The 18,912-nt window shown below is 69.4% G+C and carries 19 protein-coding genes; 10 read left to right on the forward strand and 9 right to left on the reverse strand.

The window, feature by feature from the left end; genetic code table 11:
• The first annotated feature begins 294 nt into the window (after positions 1–294).
• Entirely contained in the window at positions 295–1,932 is a 1,638-nt protein-coding gene (locus M9979_RS00930) for an FAD-binding oxidoreductase (RefSeq protein WP_254287441.1), read from the forward strand.
• Here M9979_RS00930 and M9979_RS00935 read toward each other — a convergent pair.
• The 3 genes from M9979_RS00935 to M9979_RS00945 are packed head-to-tail and all read right to left on the reverse strand — an operon-like array spanning position 1,860 to position 3,608.
• The gene (locus M9979_RS00935) at positions 1,860–2,168 is read right to left on the reverse strand and encodes a hypothetical protein (RefSeq protein ID WP_254287442.1); all 309 of its coding nucleotides are present in this window, start codon (positions 2,166–2,168) and stop codon (positions 1,860–1,862) included. The two genes, M9979_RS00930 and M9979_RS00935, sit on opposite strands and share 73 nt — an antisense overlap.
• Positions 2,152–3,204 carry a hypothetical protein gene (locus tag M9979_RS00940; RefSeq protein WP_254287443.1) on the reverse strand — a complete coding sequence of 351 codons (1,053 nt, stop codon included), beginning with the start codon at positions 3,202–3,204 and terminating at the stop codon, positions 2,152–2,154. Before M9979_RS00940 ends, M9979_RS00935 begins: the two co-directional genes overlap by 17 nt.
• The gene (locus M9979_RS00945; RefSeq protein ID WP_254287444.1) at positions 3,201–3,608 is read right to left on the reverse strand and encodes a DUF4383 domain-containing protein; all 408 of its coding nucleotides are present in this window, start codon (positions 3,606–3,608) and stop codon (positions 3,201–3,203) included. The genes M9979_RS00940 and M9979_RS00945 overlap by 4 nt, the downstream gene beginning before the upstream one ends.
• Positions 3,609–3,744: 136 nt before the next feature.
• Here M9979_RS00945 and M9979_RS00950 point away from each other — a divergent pair, with 136 nt between their 5' ends.
• On the forward strand, positions 3,745–4,017 hold the full coding sequence (locus M9979_RS00950) for a hypothetical protein (protein ID WP_254287445.1): 273 nt from the start codon (positions 3,745–3,747) through the stop codon (positions 4,015–4,017).
• A 4-nt stretch (positions 4,018–4,021) separates the two neighbouring features.
• On the opposite strand, the gene M9979_RS00955 is transcribed toward M9979_RS00950, so the two are convergent.
• A complete protein-coding gene (locus M9979_RS00955) occupies positions 4,022–4,726 on the reverse strand; it encodes a zinc-ribbon domain-containing protein (RefSeq protein WP_254287446.1) in 705 nt (234 codons plus the stop codon).
• 204 nt (positions 4,727–4,930) lie between these two features.
• Between M9979_RS00955 and M9979_RS00960 the strand changes: the two genes are divergently transcribed.
• From M9979_RS00960 to M9979_RS00985, 6 genes are all read left to right on the forward strand, one after another.
• Positions 4,931–5,296, forward strand: coding sequence for a hypothetical protein (locus tag M9979_RS00960; RefSeq protein ID WP_254287447.1), 366 nt, complete (start codon positions 4,931–4,933; stop codon positions 5,294–5,296).
• A gap of 52 nt (positions 5,297–5,348) precedes the next feature.
• A complete protein-coding gene (locus tag M9979_RS00965) occupies positions 5,349–5,801 on the forward strand; it encodes a DUF5991 domain-containing protein (protein WP_254287448.1) in 453 nt (150 codons plus the stop codon).
• Between the two features lie 88 nt (positions 5,802–5,889).
• Positions 5,890–6,480: a TetR/AcrR family transcriptional regulator gene (locus tag M9979_RS00970; protein ID WP_254287449.1), complete on the forward strand. Its 591-nt coding sequence runs from the start codon at positions 5,890–5,892 to the stop codon at positions 6,478–6,480.
• 33 nt (positions 6,481–6,513) lie between these two features.
• The gene (locus M9979_RS00975; RefSeq protein WP_254287450.1) at positions 6,514–7,422 is read left to right on the forward strand and encodes a hypothetical protein; all 909 of its coding nucleotides are present in this window, start codon (positions 6,514–6,516) and stop codon (positions 7,420–7,422) included.
• Positions 7,423–7,596: 174 nt separating this feature from the next.
• Positions 7,597–8,187, forward strand: a complete 591-nt coding sequence (locus M9979_RS00980; protein WP_254287549.1) for an NADPH-dependent FMN reductase — start codon at positions 7,597–7,599, stop codon at positions 8,185–8,187.
• Between the two features lie 121 nt (positions 8,188–8,308).
• Positions 8,309–9,781 (forward strand): serine hydrolase domain-containing protein, encoded by a 1,473-nt coding sequence (locus M9979_RS00985; RefSeq protein ID WP_254287451.1) that lies wholly within the window; start codon positions 8,309–8,311, stop codon positions 9,779–9,781.
• Positions 9,782–9,812: 31 nt separating this feature from the next.
• Here the strand turns inward: M9979_RS00985 and M9979_RS00990 are convergent, their stop codons facing one another.
• Entirely contained in the window at positions 9,813–10,076 is a 264-nt protein-coding gene (locus tag M9979_RS00990) for a hypothetical protein (RefSeq protein WP_254287452.1), read from the reverse strand.
• 31 nt (positions 10,077–10,107) lie between these two features.
• Positions 10,108–11,691, reverse strand: a complete 1,584-nt coding sequence (locus tag M9979_RS00995) for a Na+/H+ antiporter (protein ID WP_254287453.1) — start codon at positions 11,689–11,691, stop codon at positions 10,108–10,110.
• A gap of 128 nt (positions 11,692–11,819) precedes the next feature.
• Between M9979_RS00995 and M9979_RS01000 the strand changes: the two genes are divergently transcribed.
• A complete protein-coding gene (locus M9979_RS01000; RefSeq protein ID WP_254287454.1) occupies positions 11,820–13,436 on the forward strand; it encodes an FAD-dependent oxidoreductase in 1,617 nt (538 codons plus the stop codon).
• Here the strand turns inward: M9979_RS01000 and M9979_RS17390 are convergent.
• On the reverse strand, positions 13,396–13,617 hold the full coding sequence (locus M9979_RS17390; RefSeq protein WP_422921411.1) for a helix-turn-helix domain-containing protein: 222 nt from the start codon (positions 13,615–13,617) through the stop codon (positions 13,396–13,398). The two genes, M9979_RS01000 and M9979_RS17390, sit on opposite strands and share 41 nt — an antisense overlap.
• Here M9979_RS17390 and M9979_RS17395 point away from each other — a divergent pair, their 5' ends adjacent.
• Entirely contained in the window at positions 13,618–13,863 is a 246-nt protein-coding gene (locus M9979_RS17395; protein WP_422921412.1) for a hypothetical protein, read from the forward strand.
• Between the two features lie 19 nt (positions 13,864–13,882).
• Here M9979_RS17395 and M9979_RS01010 read toward each other — a convergent pair whose 3' ends face one another.
• Together M9979_RS01010 and M9979_RS01015 are read right to left on the reverse strand one after the other, a co-directional pair.
• Positions 13,883–16,699 carry a TonB-dependent receptor domain-containing protein gene (locus M9979_RS01010; RefSeq protein WP_254287456.1) on the reverse strand — a complete coding sequence of 939 codons (2,817 nt, stop codon included), beginning with the start codon at positions 16,697–16,699 and terminating at the stop codon, positions 13,883–13,885.
• 216 nt (positions 16,700–16,915) lie between these two features.
• Positions 16,916–18,910, reverse strand: coding sequence for an alpha/beta hydrolase domain-containing protein (locus M9979_RS01015; RefSeq protein WP_254287457.1), 1,995 nt, complete (start codon positions 18,908–18,910; stop codon positions 16,916–16,918).
• Between the last annotated feature and the right edge of the window lie 2 nt (positions 18,911–18,912).

Here is an 18,912-nt window from a genome sequence, read left to right on the forward strand (position 1 = left end):
CCCACGATCGTTTCGATCGGGAGGCAGACGGTGGGTCTCCCTCCATCGCAGCAAACACCCCGTCACCCCGGACGTGTTCCGGGGTCCACTCCGCGGCGAGGCAAACGGCTTGAGGCGTGAGCGTACGCTTGCGGCCCGGTGGACCCCGGAACAAGTCCGGGGTGACGAAGGGATGTTGGAAGCGTTGACCGACCCAACCATCATGCCCTCCCCCGCAGCGCTTGTGTTCCAGCCAGCGGTGATCCAACCTCCCGGTCGGTCGTCGCACGACGGCGCGAACCGGGAAGGGACGATATGACTGCGCGCGGACGGCGCTGGATGGCGGGCGGGTCGGTGCTGGCGCTGACCGCGACGGGAATCGCCGCCTGGGTCGCACCGCTCGCCGCCGATCCGGTGGGGCCGAAGGACTGCACCGGCATCCTGCCGCCGCTCCCCGCGATCGATTCCCGGGCAACGCCGGCCATCACCGTCGCCGAACCGCGCTGGTCGCAGCGCGGCGGCACCGTCAACGACGCGAGTTGCCTCAGCCGCACCGCGGTCGCCGGCGTCGTCCGGCCGCGCAGCGAGGCCGATGTCGCCACCGCGCTCGCTTATGCCCGCGCGCATCGCCTGCCGGTGTCGGCGGCCGGGGTGAAGCATTCGATGGGCGGCCAGGCGTTTCGCGCCGGCGGCATCGTGCTCGACATGCGCGGCCTCGCCGCGATCCGCCTCGACGAGGCCGCGCGCACCGTCACCGTCGGCGGCGGCGCGACCTGGCATGCGATCCAGCAGGCGGTGCACCCGCGTTTCGCGGTCAAGGCGATGCAGTCGACCGACATCTTCTCGGTCGGTGGATCGATCTCGGTCAACGCACACGGCATGGACCACCGCGCCGGCGCGGTGATGGGATCGCTGCGCAGCGTCCGCGTGATGCTCGCCGACGGCCGCATCGTCACCGCATCGCGCGACGAGAATGCCGACCTCTTCCGCCACGTCGTCGGCGGCTATGGCCTGTTCGGGGTGATCGTGTCGGCGGTGCTCGATGTGGTGCCGAACGACGTCTACCGCTCCGAACGCCGGCTGATCGACTATCGCGCCTTCCCCGCGACCTTCGCGCAGATCGCCGCCGATCCCGCCGTCGGCCTCAGCTACGTCCACCTCTCCACCGCGCCTGCCACGCTGCTGCAGGAGGCGCTGGTCTACGCTTATCGCCGCTTCCCGGAGGATCAGGCGCTGGCCCGCGCGCCGCTCAGCGAAGTCGCCTCGACCAAGGTCCGCCGCCTGACCGTCAACCTCGCCAAGAAGAACGATATGTTCAAATCGCTCAAATGGTGGAGCGAGAAGCATATCGAGCACCGCATAGAGACCTGCACCGTCACGCGCGCACAGGCACAGGGGTCGGGCGAGGCGTGCCTGGTCGCGCGCAACGACCCGATGCACGATTCGGTCGCCTATCTGTTCAACGACCTGCCCGGCGAAACCGACATCCTGCACGAATATTTCGTGCCGCGGGATCGCATCGTGCCGTTCATCGACGGCATGCGCGCCATCTTCCGCACGCAGGACGCGAACGTCGTCAACGCCTCGATCCGCGCGGTCGGGGTCGAGGACAATGCGCTGTCCTACGCCCCCGCCCCCGCCTTTTCGGTCGTGCTGTACCTCAACCAGCCGACCACGGCGGACGGTACCGCGCGGATGCGGCGGCTGACCAGCGACCTCATCGATCTGACCGCGGCGCAGGGCGGGCGCTTCTTCCTCCCCTACCAGCTGCATTACACACCGGCGCAGCTCGAGCGGTCCTATCCGGAAATCGGCGCCTTCTTCGCCGCCAAGCGCGGCTGGGACCCGGACGGGCTGTTCAGCAACACCTGGTATGCCCGCTACGCCCCCGCCTTCGCGAAGCAGCCTGCCGCGATCCGCCCCTCGATCACCAGCGGCGCGCCCTCGGCATAGAGGCCGGCGACGAAGCCGCGATGGTCCGAGCGCGCCAGCGTCGCGCCGCGGCGGACCTCGACCACGGTGCCGCCCGCCGCCGCGATCGTCCGCACCGCCGCCGCCGCATCGCCGATCACCGCGACCTGTCGCCCCGCCGGCCCGACGAACGGCATCGCCAGCATCACCAGCGTCCACAGCCCCAGCACCAGCGCCGCCAGCGCCGTGCCGCGCGCGATCCTAATAATCGTAGACATGCTCGATCTCCGCGCCCGATGCGCGCGCCACCGCGATCCAGCGCGTCAGGCCGGCGACCGGCAGCGTCACGCCGTAGCGCGACCAGCCCGGCCGGTCGCCGAGCGGCATCGCGACCAGCACGTCGCGTGGGCGCAGCCGGTCGGGCGCGCGGACGGTGACGAAGATCGTGGTGTTGCCGGCGATGTCGTCGATCCCGATACCGCGGCCGGCGAGCATGCCGATCAGGTCGGTGAGCTGCGCATAGCGGGGGACGCGTACCATCGTCCGCCCGCCGCCGCTCGCGATCGCGCGGAAGCGCGGATCGACCGCGACAATCTCCGCAGGCGAGGCACGCACGACCATCAGCAGCGTCGTCTGGTCGGGCTGCAACCCGGCGAGCGCGCCGATGCCCTTCGCATAGAGCGCCTTGACCCCGTATTCGCCGGTCAGCGCAACGCGGCGCTCGGGCCGCCGGACCAGCGACCAGCCGCCGCTCGTCCGCCACAGCCCGCCGAGCGCGCCCGCGAAGTCGAACCCGTACCACGGCGTTTCGTGCATGAACGCGCCATAGCGCTGCTGGACCGCGGCGGCATAGCGATCCTCCGGGCTGTGCCAGCCACCCAGCGCTTCGCTCAGCCGGCCGACGATATTCTCCCACGCCGCCTTCACCGCCATCTCGGCGGTGAAACTGATCCCGATGATCGCGATCATCAGCTTGGCGTCCGCCGCACCGGCCCGCGCACCCGCGACGCGGTGGATCGCGCAATAGCTGCGCCAGAAGCCGGCGACGTCGGCGCCGTAATCGTAGCTGCTCGGCCGGCCGCCCGCGGCGAGATAGCGCCCCAGGCTCTCGGCCGCATAGACGATATGCCATTCGGGATAGGTCAGCCACGTCCGCGCCTCCGGCCGCCGTTCGCCGCGCGGCACGGGACTTGGCATCGCGACCGACGGCACCGGCCCGGCGCGGCAGCCGACGTCGATCCCCACCACCGGCACCACCACCAGCGTCGCGGCGATCGCGCCCAGCCCGGCGAGCAGGCGCCAGCGCCGCTTCACGCGGGCGCCCTGGCGAGCCTGTAGCCGACCCAGATCGCGAGGCCGCCGATCAGCAGGTGCGGCAGATTGGCGAAGACATGCGCGTAGAGCGACTGCCGGATCGGCCCGTAGAGAAAGATGCCGCCGTCCAGATAGCCGCTGCCCAGGAACAGCCCCATCACCCCGTCGGCGAAATAGAGCGGCCCGAACAGCCGGAAATAGGTCCGGCTCGCGCCATGGGACCACCAGGCCGCGACGCCCGCCCAGACACCCGAAAAGAAATGCAGGCTGTCGTCGTACAGGTCGAGCTTGAACAGCCCGAACAGATTGCCGTCGGCATCGTGGAAGGCGGGCACATAACCGATCGCGACGACCGCCATGAACCCGATGCAATAGAACCAGCCGAACCGCCGTACCCTGTCCATCGCGTCTCTTCCCCCGATCGATCGCCCCCGAACCTGCCAGCCGCACCGTCGCTTTTCAATCGAAAGCCCGCGCTGGGCGAACGCATGCGGTGCTGGTACACCAACGCCGGATCGGCAGCAGGGAAGACGCCATCGCATGACCCGGCCGACCGATCCCCTACCGCCCGTCCGTTCGCCGCTGGCAAAGACCGGCGGCTGCCTGCTCTCCGCCCTCCTGCTCTGGGTCGAACTCACGATCGGCATCGCCATCGCGGCGCTGGTCGCCGAACCCTTGGGGCCGCCGCTCGCCGCGCGCGGCTACGATCCCGACATCGGCACCGGCTTCCTGATCGCCTGGGGCCTCGGCGCGGCGATCGCGGTCTATCCGGTGATCTGGCTCGACCGCCTGCGCCGCCGCTGGACGCGCTGACGCATCAGGTCAGCAGGCATCCCGACAGGATCGTCGTGCCACCCAGCCCGCGGACCTGATCGCAGGCGACGCTGATGAACTGCCCCTTGGCCAGCGGTGCGAGCCGCGTGCGATAGCCTTCGGGAAATTCGACGACCATGAAGTTGAAGCGGGTGCGCCCCTCCATCGACAGCGACGGCGTCGCGCCGGGCTGGACCATCGATGCGATCGTGCCCGAGACGCGGATCGGCCCGGCATAGCGCGCCGCGGCGCCCGCCGGATCGCTGTTGAACGCCGAATCGAGCACCGCGGCCGACACGCTGCTGCCCGTCCGCGCATCGGCGCCCGCCATCGTCGCGGCGTCGGACGCCTCGTCGACCGCGCGGCGCCCGCTCGCCGTCTCCTGCCGCGTGCCAGCGTCGCTCGCCACCGCGGCCTTGCGCGTATCCGCCGCAGGGACCGATCCCTTGGGGGCGAGCAACAGATAGCCGACGATCACCACCGCGACGAGGACCAGCACGGGCAGCACCCAGCCGAGCCCGCCGCCCGATGGCGACACGACGGGCTGCGTCGCGCCCGGCCGGAACGGCTCGGCAGGCGATGCCGGCTGACGAACCGTCGCCGCCGGCTCGGCCATGCCGCCGCCACCACCCGCGACCGCCGTGCCGCAGTTCGCACAGAATTTCGCACCGTCCGCCAGTTCGGTGCCGCATTGGTTGCAGAAGGACATCGCCTCACTCTCCCGTTCGCTGCCAACGACGACGCGCGGGATACCAGGATCGTTCCCGGAGCGTACCGACCCACCCCCATCCGCCCGTCGAATTTAATTCATCGCTGTTCATTTCAAGTTAATTGAGCAATGAGTAATTAAATCCCGGCGGCCACCACGGTCGCAACGGCGATCCGCCAAGGATCGGCACGAAGGAGAACGACCATGAAGCGCATGACCCTGATCGCCGCCGCGATCGTCGCAGCGGCCGGCGTCGCCAGCCAGCCCGCCGCCGCCTACGACCTCACCACCACCGGCCGCACCCTCGCCAGCCCGCGGCTCGCCGCAGACGTGCTGAACGACATCGCCCGCTATTCGAAGGCGACCGGCGGGTGCAGCTTCATCTTCTCGGCCGACATGCGCGTCGTCCCCGACAGCGCTACACCGAACGGCGGCCATGCCGAAATCTGGACGCTCAACGCCTGCGCCGCCAGGCAGCGCTTCCGGGTCACCATGTGGCCGTCGCCGCGCGGCGGCAGCGATTATGCGGTGCAGCCGCTGACCGGCCGGATGCCGCTCCACGTCCGGTGAAGCCGAAACGGCTCCGAAACGTTTCACACCCCTAGCAACGGGAGACATCATCATGTTCACGTCGTCCAAGACCGCCGCCGCGCTCGGCGCCGCCGCATGCATCGCCCTCGCGCCCGCATCCGCCGCGCCGCTGTCCGAATGGCACGGCCGGTTCGTCTGGGAGGAATCGCTCGACCGTATCGGCGGCCCGGGGCGCGACGGCGTCGCGATCTTCGTCACCCACACGCTGACGCTCGGCCCCGCCGCGGGTTCGACCGGCTGTCGCCTCGATGCGGAGGGCTATCAGACCTCCCGCCAGTGGAAGTGCACCGCCACGCCCGAGATGGATTCGGTCGTCATCAAGCTCTACAAGTTCCGCCCGACCGATCCCGGCCGCGGCCCGTCGGGCACCCGCCTGTTCCGCATCACCCGGACGGAGGGCGGGCTGGTCACCCGGCTGGAGGGCTATGACGCGACCAGCGACATGACCCCGCGCAGCGGCCGCCTCTTCCGCCGCGTCGGCTGATCGCCCACAATGGAAACGCGTGGCTGCCCGATGGTGGCCACGCGATCCACCACCGACGCCAGCCGCCAACGAAAGCCGACGCCACCATATGGGCAGACGATCCGACCACAGCCGCGACGAACTGCGCGCGCTGATTCTCGATGCCGGCATCGCGCTGATGGCGGAAAAGGGGTTCGCCGCCTTCTCCGCGCGCGAGGTCGCCAAGCGCATCGGCTATACGATCGGGACGATCCACAACGTCTTCGGCAACGTCGACGGGCTGATGACCGCGATCAACACCGCGGCCTTCGCCGACTGGGCCGACACGCTGGAGGCAAGCCTCGCCGCCGCCGACGACGACCGGATCGCCGCGCTGGTCGCCGGCTATTTCGCCTTCGCGCGCGACAATCCGCACCGCTGGGCGGCGATCTACGACCATCGCCCGGCGTGCGAGACGCTGACCCCCGAACAGGAGGCGACCCGCGGCCGGCTGATGCGGATCGTCGCGGCGGAGGTCGCGACCGCGCTCGCCCGGCCGGTCGACGAAACGCTCGGCACCTTCGCGCGCTCGCTCGTCGCCACCGTCCATGGCCATTGCAGCTTCGCGATCACCGGGTCGTGGGCGGCGATGGGCCAGCACGATCCCGAAACGGTCGCGCTCGCCCGCGTCCGCGAAAGCCTCGCCGCCGCGCGCCCGTGACATAGACGGGCGCGACACCGACAGGAGAGCCGCATGCCGACCACGCCCGCCTTTCGCCGTTTCCACCGCCGCGCCGGCATCGATCGCTTCGCCGGCCTGCCGCCGCAGTTCGAGCGTACCGATCACGGCTGGTGGTTCCGTCGCTACGGCCATGGCCCGGCGATCGCCGTGTCCGACGACGAATATGCCGCGTTCATGCGCGCGGGGCTGACCGCGCTCGTCGTCCACGCGATCGCGCTCGTCGTCTTCGGCATCCTCGCCTGGCTGCTGCTCGTCCGGATGCTGCCGGACTGGAGCGACAACGGCCACGCGATCGTGTTCGGTATAATCCTGCCGCTGATCGCGCTCGCGCTCCACGGTTCGCTGCGCCATCACGCCGACGCGCCGACGCGCGCGCTCGCCCATCGTCCGCCGCGACTTCCTGCGCGCGACCCCGATGCGTCGATGCAGCCGAACTATTCGGACATCGTCGTGCTCACGCTGTTCATGCTGTTCATGGCGGCGATCGGCACGCGCCAGCCGCCCAGCTCGTACATCGCCTTTGCGACCATATCGGTCGTGGTCGGCGTGATCCTCGTCATCCGGCGGCTGCGCTTCGATCGCATCCTGACCGCGGTCCAGCGCGAGCGCCTGCGCGAACAGCGCCGCGACGCCCGCGCCATCGCACGCGCCGCCCCGGCGAGCCCCGGCTGGTACTGGCGCGCGCCGTTGCTGCTCGTCTTCGTCGCGCTGGAACTCGCCATGCTCGCCGCCGGCGTCCTGCTGGGCGTCGGCATCGCCCAGGCCATCGCCGGCACCACCGGATTCGGCATCTTCATGCTCGGCTTCCTCCCCGGCCTCGCGCTCGGCGGCATCGCCTTCATGCCGCTCGAGCGGCTGTGCAAACGCTGGACCGGCCATTCCGCGGTGCACGCGTTCGACTGGCTGCCGCCGAGCTGGTGACGCCGGCTTGCCTCGCGCGATGGCGTAGCCCGTCGACCAGCAAGCCGATCAGCCGCCGATCCTGCGCGACGACGACGCAGTCGGCCACGCTCGGCCTGATGCTCGGCATGCCGCGCCAAGCCTTGCGTCCGCCACGTATCCGGGCGACACCCGCGTCTTTCGAAAGGGTGTCCCATCGGCGATCGTATCCTGATCTTCTACGGCTCGTACCGATCGGATCGGCAGGGCATCGCGCTGGCCGACTGGCTGGTCCGCGCCTTCGCCGAACGCGGCGCGACGGTCGAGCTGATCGACGCGAAGGCGGTCGACCTGCCGATGCTCGACCGGATGTACAAGGAATATCCCCGCGGCGAGGCACCGCCGGCACTCGAGGCGCTCGCCGCAAAGATCAGGCGCGCCGACGCGTTCGTCTTCGTCGCAGGCGAGTACAATTGGAGCGTCCAGCCCGGGCTCAAGAACCTGACCGACCATTTCCTCGAGGAATGGTTCTGGCGGCCGGCGGCGATCGCCAGCTATTCGGCGGGCCGCTTTGCCGGCGCCCGCGCCGGGCTCGCCTGGCACGGCATCCTGTCGGAGATGGGGATGGTCGTCGTCTCCACCTCGCTCGCGGTCGGCGCGGTCGCGCACGCCTTCGACGCCGATGGCGATCCGTCCGGCGACGGCGGCGCCGCGCTCGTTCGCGCCTTCCCGCGCTTCGCCGACGACCTCGCCTGGTGGACCGACGCTGCCCGCCACCAGCGCGACCGATCCGATCCGCCCTATTGAGCCGCTACGGCGACCGTTGCGCTTGCCCAGAATCTTTGTCGAGCATCGTCCGGTGGCATAACGTCTTGAACGACGGGCGGGACCGTTATAGCTGTATTGTATGAGCAATACAGCAGGACCTATGCGGGGCATTCTTCACGTCGTGACCTTCGCGCTCGCCGCGGCGGTCCTGCCGGCGGCGGCGCAGGGACGACAGGCGTCCGATGCCGTTCGGGCCGCGCCTGCAGACAAGGCACTGGACACGAAACTGGACGCCTATCTGCAGGCGGCGACGCGTCACGAACAATTCTCGGGGACGGTCCTGCTGGCGCGCGACGGGCGACCGGTGTTCGTCCGCAGCTATGGCATGGCCAATTACGAGCTGGGCGTGCCTAACGCCACCGACACGGTATTCCGCCTCGCCTCGGTCACCAAGCAGTTCACCGCGCTGGCGATCATGCAGCTTCAGGAACAGGGCAAGCTCGCCGTCGACGACCCGGTCTGTCGCTATCTGGCGGATTGCCCGCCCGCCTGGGCATCGGTCACGATCCGCCAGTTGCTCAACCACACTTCGGGCATCGCCAATTTCTCCAGCCTGCCGCAATGGGACGAGGTGCTGTCGCGGCGCGATTATACCCCGGTCGAGCTGGTCTCGCTGTTCCGCGACCTTCCGCTGCGGTTCGCGCCGGGTACGAAGTTCGAATATTCGAACTCGGGCTACCACCTGCTCGGGCTGGTCATCGAGCGGGCATCCGGGATGGGCTGGGGCGCCTATATGCAACGCCGCATCCTCGGCCCGCTCGGCATGACGCACAGCGGCGACGACAATAGCCGCGCGCTCGTGCCGCACCGCGCGTCGGGCTATTATTCGCTCGGCACCACCTTCATCAACGCCCCGATCATCAGCCGCAGCGTCGGCTATGCCGCTGGCGGGCTGTATTCGACGGGCGGCGACCTGCTGCTGTGGGAGCGTGCGCTCGTCCCGGGCAGGCTGGTCGGCGGCCCGTCGCTCGACGCGATGTTCACCCCCGCGCGGAACGGCTATGGCTTCGGATGGCGGATCGGCGAGCGCTTCGGCCGGCGCGAGATGGATCATTCTGGCAGCGACAACGGCTTCTCGACCTATATCATCCGCTTCCCGACCGAGCGGCTGACCGCGATCGTGCTGAGCAACAGCGACCGCGCATCGGCAGGCAAGGTCGGCAATGCGATGGCGGGCCTTGCACTGGGGCAAACGGTCGCGACGCCGACCGCGCAGCTTCGCGAGATATTGTGGGATCGCATCGATCGTGGCGGAGCCGCGGCGGCGATCGACCGGTATCGCGAACTCAAGCGCGCCGGCGCCGCCATGGACTTCGGCGACGACGCGCTGGTCGGCCTGGGGTACGATCTGTACGAGGCGCACCGCTATGCCGATGCCAAGGCCATGTTCCGGTTCAACCTGACGCTCTTCCCCAAATCGGCCTATAGCCACGACGGCCTGGCGGACATCGCCGTCGCCGAAGGCGACCCGAAGCAGGCGATGACGCTGTTCCGGCAATCGCTCGCGCTCGATCCGGCCAACACCTATGCCAGCGACGCGCTCGCACGGCTCGGCGGCCCGACGCGCCGCTAGGCAGGCGCGGTCGTCCGCAGGTCGCGCTCGCTCACGGATCGTCGCGTTCGTCCAGTTCGACGATCTCGAAGTCGTAGCCGGTCCAGCCGCGTTGCCGCGCGGCCTCGGCCGCCGCGGTGCGCTTGCCGGCCGCATCCCTGAGCGAGGCGGAATGGCCCCAGAACACCTCCGTCTTGCCGTTCTGGAGGACCGCGACGATGCGCCAGAAATGGGTGAACGGCGCGTTCGTGGGACCGATCGTCTTCACATAGCCGTCGGCCATGACCGCGGTCAGGTAACGCTTCTTCCTTGCCATCGCGCGGCGATAGCGGGATCGGCGGCGGCGGTCAGCCCTTCGCCGCCACCGCGGCAAGCTCCTCGAGGTCGAGGTCGTGTTCGAGATCGTGGAGCGTCTCGTCGTCGATCCGGCCGGCGCGATGCAGGCGGACGAGCTCGGCGCGTCCCGCGGCGACGGCGGCGATGATGACGTCGAAATGGCGGGCGATCGCCATCGTGCGCTCTTCCGCGGTGCCGTCGAAGGCGTCCGCCGCCGTCGCGCGCGTCCGGTAGCGCCGCAGCAGCTGGGGGTGGATGACCGTGCCCGTGGCATCGATCGCCTCGCGCTCGACGACGGCCAGCTGCGCCTGGAACATCGCCGTCTCGGCGGCGTGGAGGTCGAGCGGCGGGCGCGCGCTGCCATCCTCGCGCGGCTTCATCCGCCCGATGACCCAGCCGAGCGAGGTGCCCTGCACCAGCACCGTGACGAGGATCACGACGAAGGCGGTGACGAGCATCAGGTCGCGCGCCGGCATCGTCTCGGGCAGCGACAGCGCGACCGCCAGCGTCACCACACCCCGCATCCCCGCCCAGCTCATCACCACCGCGGCGCGCGGGCCGAGCGGCCGGTGTCGCGTCCAGCCGATGCGATGGACGGCGCCGATCCCGGCATCGACGCCGAAGATCCACAGGAACCGCGCGACGACGACCGCCAGGACGATGAGCAGCACCGGCTGCGCCATCGTGTCGACGACGACGCCGAGCCCGCCGACGCGGTCGAGCAGGCTCCTGAGCGACAGGCCGATGAGCAGGAAGACCGCGGCTTCGAGCAGGAAGACGAGCACCTGCCAGAACGCCAGCGCCCGGATGCGCACGCTCGCGGTGAAGACGACGTGCTGATACCAGCCGCAGGTCAGGCCGGCGGTGACGACCGCGATGACGCCGGAGACGTGGAGAAGCTCGCCCGCGATATACGCGCTCCAGCACACCAATACGGTCGCCGCGATCATCACCGTATCGTCGCCGAGGCGGCGGAGCAGGACGACCCACAGGCCGCCGATCGCCGCACCCACGCCGATCCCGCCCGCGACCAGCAGGAAGAACGTGCCGGTCGCCGCCACAGGATCGAAGCTGCCCGTCAGCACCGCCGCCACCGCGAAGCGGAACAGGACCAGCCCCGCGGCATCGTTCAACAGGCTTTCGCCCTCCAGCAGCGTCGTCAGCCGGCGCGGCAGCCTGACCCGCTGCAACACGGCGCGCGCCGATACCGCATCGGGCGGCGACAGGATCGCGCCCAGCGCGACGCAGGCGCCCCAGGGCAGCTGGGGCATGAGCAATCGGGTCACGATCGCGACGACCGCGGTGGTGAAGAAGACCGCGCCGACCGCCAGCGACAGGATCCCTGCCATGTGACGCCGGAACGGCGCGATCGCAGTGAACCACGCGCCATCCATCAGCAACGGCGGCAGGAACAGGACGAGGACCAGCTCGGGATCGATCGCGATCCCCTGCACGCCCGGCACGAAGGCGACCGCGCAGCCGCCGACGATCAGCGCCGCGGCGGGCGGCAGCGACAGGCGCCGGGCGAGATAGTGGAGCCCCACCACGACCAGGAACATGCCGATGATGAGCTCGAAATTCGCCGCTGGATGCACGAAGCCGCCCCCTGTCATGCTCGCCCCGCCCGCTGTGCAAGCTGCCCCGGACGGCGTCAATGCGATCGCGGCAACGGTTGCCTGCGGGCGACCGCCGGGTTAGCCCGGACGTCAGGCGGGAGACGACCATGGAAACGATCGGGCGCGACCTGCGCGAGATGCAGCGCATTCCCCTGGAACCCGACCATGTCGCGGCGATCCAAGCGGCGGGAACGCGGCGGCATTACGCCCGCGGCGCGATGCTGGCGGAGATCGGCACGCCGGCGGATCGCTTCGTCTATGTCGAACAGGGCGAGGTCGAGGTCGTCAATCCGTTCACCGGCGAACGGCTGGTGCCATCGACGCTCGGCCCCGGCCAGTTCATGGCCGAGATCGCTTTGTTGTCAGGCGGCAGCTGGTCGATACCGATGCGCGCTGCCGGCGACACGGTCGTGACGGAGGTGCCGCGGGCCGCGATGCTGCGGCTGATGGCCGCGATCCCCGAAATGTCGGACATCGTCATCACCGTCCTCGCGGCGCGGCGGCGGCGGCAGCTGGAGGCGGGCGACGGCATGCTCGTGCTCGTCGGCGAAGACAGCGATCGTGCGATCCGGCGGGTCGCCGAATTCGCCGCGCGCAACCGGGTGCCCTATCGCTCCTATCCGATCGGCAGCCAAGAGGCCGCCGCCGTCGCCACCAGCTGCGGCACCGGCCCCGACGCGCCCGTGGTCGTGTTCGGCCGCGACCTCGTCGTCACCGATCCCACGCCGGAAAAGGTCGCGCGCCTGCTCGGCCTCGACCAGGACCTGCCCGAAGACGATGCGTTCGACGTGCTGATCGTCGGCGCCGGCCCGGCGGGCGTCGCCGCCGGCGTCTATGCGGGCGCCGAAGGCCTCACGGCGCTCGTCGTCGACGACATCGCGATCGGCGGACAGGCCGGCACCTCCAGCCGCATCGAAAACTACATGGGCTTCCCCACCGGAATTTCCGGCGCCGATCTCGTCTGGCGCGGCGAGATCCAGGCGATGAAATTCGGTACGCGGTTCGTCATGCCGCGCCGCGTCGAGATGCTGGAGCAACTCGCCGACGGCGCGTTCTGCGCGACGTTCGCCAACGGGCCGCGTATCCGCGCCACCGCAGTGGTGGTCGCGACGGGGGTTCAGTATCGCCGCCTGCCGCTCGCACGCCTTGCCGATCTCGAAGGGGCGGGCATCTATTATGCCGCGACCGAGAACGAGGCGCGCTTCTGCCACGATAGCGAGGCGGTGGTGATCGGCGGCGGCAATTCGGCGGGTCAGGCGGCGATGTTCCTCAGCCGGGTGGCGCGGCATGTGCGGCTGCTGGTCCGCGGCGACAATCTGGCGACGTCGATGTCGCACTATCTGTCGAGCCGGCTGGAGAGCGACCCGGCGGTCACCATCGAATATGGCGCGCATGTCGCCGAACTGCACGGCAGCGATGCGCTGGAAGCCGTGACGATTCGAAATGCACGGGGGGACCGGAGGATCGATACCTGTGCCATGTTCGTGATGGTCGGCGCCGCGCCGAATACCGACTGGCTCGCCGATCTCGTCGCGCTCGACGACAAGGGCTTCGTGCTTACCGGCGAAGGGGCGGGCGCGGCGTCCTCCTACGCGACGTCCCGCCCCGGCATCTTCGCGGTCGGCGACGTCCGGGCGGGATCGACCAAGCGGGTCGCCTCGTCGGTCGGCGAAGGGTCGGTGGTCATCGCCAATGTCTGGGAGCATGTGCGCGGCGAGCGTTGAACGGCTGGGGGAATGCCGCTGCCCTCATCGGCCGCGGTTCGTCTATCCGCATAGCTTTCATAAGCGCCGCCACATCCACGATCTCGATCCGCCGATGTTTCAGGGCGATCGTGCCATTCGTCTCGAGATGCTTGAGGATACGGTTGACCGTCTGCCGCGACAGCGCAATATCGCGACGCATGTGCCGGGCATCCCGCTGATCGTGCTCGCGGTCGCGATCCTCGCCTCGTGGTCGGCGATCACGCCGGGCGAAGGCATGTCGCTGACCCCGGCGATGCTGCTGTCGGTGGTGGTCGCGGTCTTGTATCTGCGACGCGAGGTTACGCACACCGGCGCGCGCGGGATCGCCGGCGGCACCTATGGTCGCATCGCAGGCGATACCGCCCACGCTATCGACGGCTCTCCTATGAGGGCGCAGCCACGATAGCGCGGACGACCCCGCCCCGTCAGAACTTCGCGCCCACCCGGATATAGGCCTGCCGGCCGTAGGGGTCGCCCAGCGTCGAGAGGTATCCGGTGTAGAGGGCCGCCGCCGGTGCCTTGTCGAACGCGTTGATCATGCCGAGCGTCAGCTCGTATTGCTTGTCCGACCCGAAGCGCAGGCCGTATTGCACGTCGAACACCGACCAGGCACCGACCTTCGCCACCGTCGGCGCACCGACCAGCTGCTGATAGTCGTCGATCACGCTCGACACGTAGCGCCAGGTTCCCGAGACGAAGTGATCGCCCAGCGACACGTCCACCGCGGCGAGGTTGCGCCAGCGCGGCGCGGCGGCGGCGGTCAGGGGCGAGGTCTGGTAGTTGTTGCGGTGGCCGACGCCGTCGTAGACGATCGTGCCGGTATCGACGTCGTAGGTCGCCAGATAGCTCAGATTGTCGCGCAGCGTGATGCGCGCCGCACCGATGTCGATCCGGTAATTGGCCGCCACGTCGATACCCGACGTGCCGGTGCCGCTCGGCGCGTTGTACGACGAGATGATGACCGATTGCGCGACGCCGTTCGCATCGCGGATGACGTTGGGGCCGTTGGGCGCGGCGTTGATGACCGCCTGCGCATTCTGCAGCTGGATCTGGTTCTTGTACTTGTAGTGCCAGTAATCGATCGACAGGCTGAGATGGTCGATCGGCAGCAGCGTCGCGCCGACGTTGAACACATCGGCCTTCTGCGGTTGCAGCGCCGGATTGCCATATTGCTGGACCGAGCGGAACGTCGTCGTGCCATCGCGCGGATCGATGATGTTGACGACGTTGTTCGAGATCAGCGTCGCCGCCGAATTGGCGATCGCCGGCGCCTGGAACGCCTTGCTCGCCGATCCGCGCAGCGACAGTTGCGGCAACACGCGCCAGTTCACCGCGATCTTGGGCGCGGTCGTCTTGAAGTTCCCGTAGTCCTCGTAGCGCGCGGCGGCGTTGAGGTTGAGGCCGTCGACGATCTCGTAATTCGCCTCGGCGAACACGCTCTTCACCTCGCGGTCGAACGCGGTGTTGCGATACGGCCCGAGGAAGCCGCCGAAGCCGCTGAGCAGCAGGTCCGAATAGGCGCTCGACTGCTTTTCCTTGCGATATTGCGCGCCGACCGCGACGTCGAGCGAATGGCCGGCGATCTGCGCCAGCGAACCGTTCACCACCGCTTCGCCGATCAGATATTCGATCTTGGTCAGCGTCGTGACGTTGCTTTGCAGGTTGAAGATCAGCGACGGATCCATCTTGGAAACGTCGGCGGTGAACGGGCTGAAGTACAAGCAATTGCCGACGCCGGGCTGGCTGCCGGCGCCCGGGCCGCTGTAGCGGATGTTGCAGTTCGGCCCGCCATAGCCGTTGAGCGCCGCCTGGAAGAGGTTCATGTCGGTGTCGCGGTCGGTCGAGGTGATGTCCGCGCCCGAATAGGTGGCGTTGGCGGTGTATTTCCAGCCGCCGCCGATATTGCCGCGCGCGCCGACGACGATCTGCCGCTGGTCGACCTTGTCCTGGATCAGGCGATAGTCGTAGCCGGGGAAGCCCTGCGACCCGATCGCGCGGCCGGTGAACGCCACGTCGACGCCGAAGGGATTGTAGGGATTGCCCGCCGGCACGATCGGCGGCCGCGCGCCGACGCGGTTCTGCGCATAGGACGGCACGCTGCGGCGGTTGGAATCCTGATGGTAGAAGCCGATCTCGGCGAACAGCGTCTGTCCGGGTGCGATCTCGTACGTCGTGTCGTTATGGGCGAGGTAGCTCTTCGCCTCGGGCCGGATCGGGTTCTGCGCCTGGAAGCTGAACTGGCACGAGCCGAGGCCGAAGCCGGGGCTGTTCGCCGACGGCACGTAGCGGCTCTGGCTCGCCGCCGAGCCGCAATTGGGATCGACGACGGTCAGCGTCCCCGCGGTCGAGCGGAAGCGGTCGTAGAGCGTCGAATAATTGTTGCCGTTGATGACGACGTCGCCGCCCGCCGCGGTGCGGGGGCGCGAATAGAAGGTGAAGGCGCCGGGGTTGGCGCCGGCACCCGACGAGGGGTTGAAGAAGTTGGTGACCGCGCGCTGGCTGTTCTGCAGCCCCGCCTGATAGCGATAGGCGAGCGACGTCACGGTGTGGAAGCGGTCGTCGCCGACGCCCCACATCGCCTGCACCGTCGCCGCCGGCGCGTCCTCGATATGGGTGTATTGCGCGGACAGCTTCAGCCCGTTGAAGCGCGTGTTGGTGATGACGTTGAACACGCCCGCCACAGCGTCCGCGCCATAGGTGGACGAGGCGCCGTCGAGAACCGTCTCGACCCGCTCGATCGCGATCTCCGGCGTCAGGCTGTTGAGGTTGACGAAGCCGTCGGCGGGCACGACGCGCCGGCCGTTGAGCAGCACCAGCGTCGCGCCGGCGCCGAGGCCGCGCAGGTTCGCCGACCGGGTGTCGCGCGAATCCGCGCCGCCGCCCTTGGCCAGATCCTGAATGCCGCCGGCGCTGCCGACGTTCTGCGGAATGAAGCGGGTGATATCGCCGAGCGAGGTGACGCCGGTCTTGGCGAGGCTTTCGGAATCGATCGTCAGGATCGGCGAGGCGCGATCCTCCTGCCGCACGTTGCGCAGGTACGATCCGGTGACGACGATATCGGGGGCGTCGGCATCGTCCTGCACGGCAGGCACCGCGGCGGGCGTCTGCGGATCGGCGGGCAGCGGCGTCGCGGCCGGTGCGACCTGCGCCGCCGCCGCGCTCGCCAGCATTATCGCCAGCGTGCCGATCGAAAGGCCGCCGAGCAGCCGGCGCGAGCCTGTGGATGCGAGCTGAATGGTCACCGGATATCCCCTCCCTGGTAGCCGTCGTGCCGGTGCCGCGAGGGATGGTGCCGCCATGCGCGTGCTGGCGGTCGTGTCGGGTGGGTCGTGCGAAGACCGCCCTTGCATCCTCTCGACGGCGCCCGGCTGCGGGCGTTCTTGTCGTGATCTGAATGAGCCGTTCGGTTCCAGAACGGAAATACAATCTTTCGATTGATCGATGCGTTTGACTGATGGTTAGGGACGCAGCACGTCGCTGGCGGTCGCCTGTTCGACGAGCTTCGCGGCATCGTCGGCGCGCAGCCAGCCATCCGCCTGCTGCTTGGCGACCACGCCACGCACCTTCGCGACGAAGCCGGCATGATCGCCGTAGCGCTCTGCCAGCGAGGGCCGCGGGTCGCCGGCGGCGATCCGTTCGGCGCGGGTCCGCGCGAACGGGATATAGCCGCCGAAGAAGCCGCAGCCGCCGCCCTTGCCCCAACCGCGCGCCTGGACGTTCCAGCCGAGATAGGTGCCGAGTGGCACCTGGAGCTGGACGGAGGGAACGCCCGACGTTTCGTTGCCGTCGGCGTTCACGCGGGGCACCCGCGACGGGATCACGCCGCGGGTGCGCGGCGGCTGGCGCGTGATCGCGCCGCTGACGTCGTGATAGGCGAAGCTCGTCCCCATGTCGTAATCGAGGAAGGCGTTGAGCTTGCCGTCCGGCGACGGCGCGCCCGGCCAGCGCGGAAAGCCCATGGCGGCGGCGTTCGCCTCGACCAGATCGCCCGATCGCAGGGTCGGATATCGGCTCGGCGGCGGCGCCTTGCCGTCGCGGACCCAGGCGATCAGCATCGCCTGCGCGGCACGCAGGCTGTCGAGCGAGGGATTGGGATTGCCGGGCAGCGCGCAGGTCGGCGACTTCGGATCGCCGGCGAGCGGGAAGCCGCCGGTCCACGACCCCCCATGGGTGACGGACGGGAAGTAGTAGCGCCGCACCCCGGCGGGAAGCGGCAGGTCGGTCTTAGCGTCGGTGCCGATCAGCCCGGGCGACATGCGCAGGCCCCAGAATTCGGCCGAGCCGAACGTCTCGATCACCTTGGGGCAAGTGTCGCTCGCGGTGCAGCGATCGAGCAGGCTGCTGACCCCACGCCCGCGCGCGACATCATCGTAGCGGCCCCACCACAGCGTGCCCTCGCTGCCCGGCTCGTAGAGCCCCGCCGCGCCGCCCGGCACCGCGAAGCGCAGGTTGAGCGGCACCTGTCGCGCGGCGATGTTCGGGTTGACGCCGTCGAACACGCGCCTGCCGCCCTCGTCGGCGTTGAAGCCGAGATTGACGAAGCTTTTCAGGAAATTGCCCGATTGCGAGGTACCGCTGGCGACGGTCCAGCGTACGCCACGTGCCGGATTGGCGGTGCCGCGGTCGTCGGGCCGGCCGCTGCGCAGATAGGCGACGAGATCGCGCGTCGCGGCGAAGCCGATGCCGAGCACCGGCGGGTCCTTCCCCTGATACACCAGCGTATAGGCGAAGGCGGGGTCGAAGCCGCCGCGGACGCACAGCTTGGTGGGATCGGGCCTGCCCGGAAACGGCGTCGTCGCGCAATCGGCGAACGCCCAGTCGCCGGGCGCGATATCCACCGGTGGGGCGGCATCGGACGTCTGGCGGAACAGCCGGGCCTTGGTCGTGTCGAGCGTCACCGGCAGCGGGCGCGCGGTCGGTTTGCCGATGCTGCCGGTGATCGGCAGCGATCGCGCACCGGCGGCCATGTCGGTGAAGCGCGCGAGCACCGGCCCGGTCAGCGCGCCGCCGTCGCGCGCACGTGCGATCGGGACGGTGGCCGACTGGACGTCGGTGCCGGGCGCAAGATCCCCCTGCCAGCCGCTGATGACGCGGACATGGCCGTCGGGATCGGCGCCGATCGGCCAGCCGCCGCGGTTCGGCACGTCGTAGAACAGCACGCCGCTCGCCTTGGCGGGATCGACCGGCCGGGCGATCGCGAAGGTCGCGGAATAGCCGACCCGTCCGCGCGCATCGCGCGGCGCGCCGTCGATATCGGTGATGATCCGGTTGTGCGCATCCGCCGGGTCGAGCGTGCCGAAGAAGCGGCCGCGCACGATCTCGTAAGCGATCGGGCCGCCGGTGGGCGCCGGCGTCACGCCGTCGATCCGGATATGATCGAGCCGCGCGACCGCGGGCGCGGCGAGCATCGCCGCAAGCGCCGAACCGGCGAGGAGGAGACGGGCGGTACGCATGA

The sequence above is a fragment of the Sphingomonas liriopis genome (assembly GCF_024211255.1).
Lineage (GTDB): Bacteria > Pseudomonadota > Alphaproteobacteria > Sphingomonadales > Sphingomonadaceae > Sphingomonas > Sphingomonas liriopis.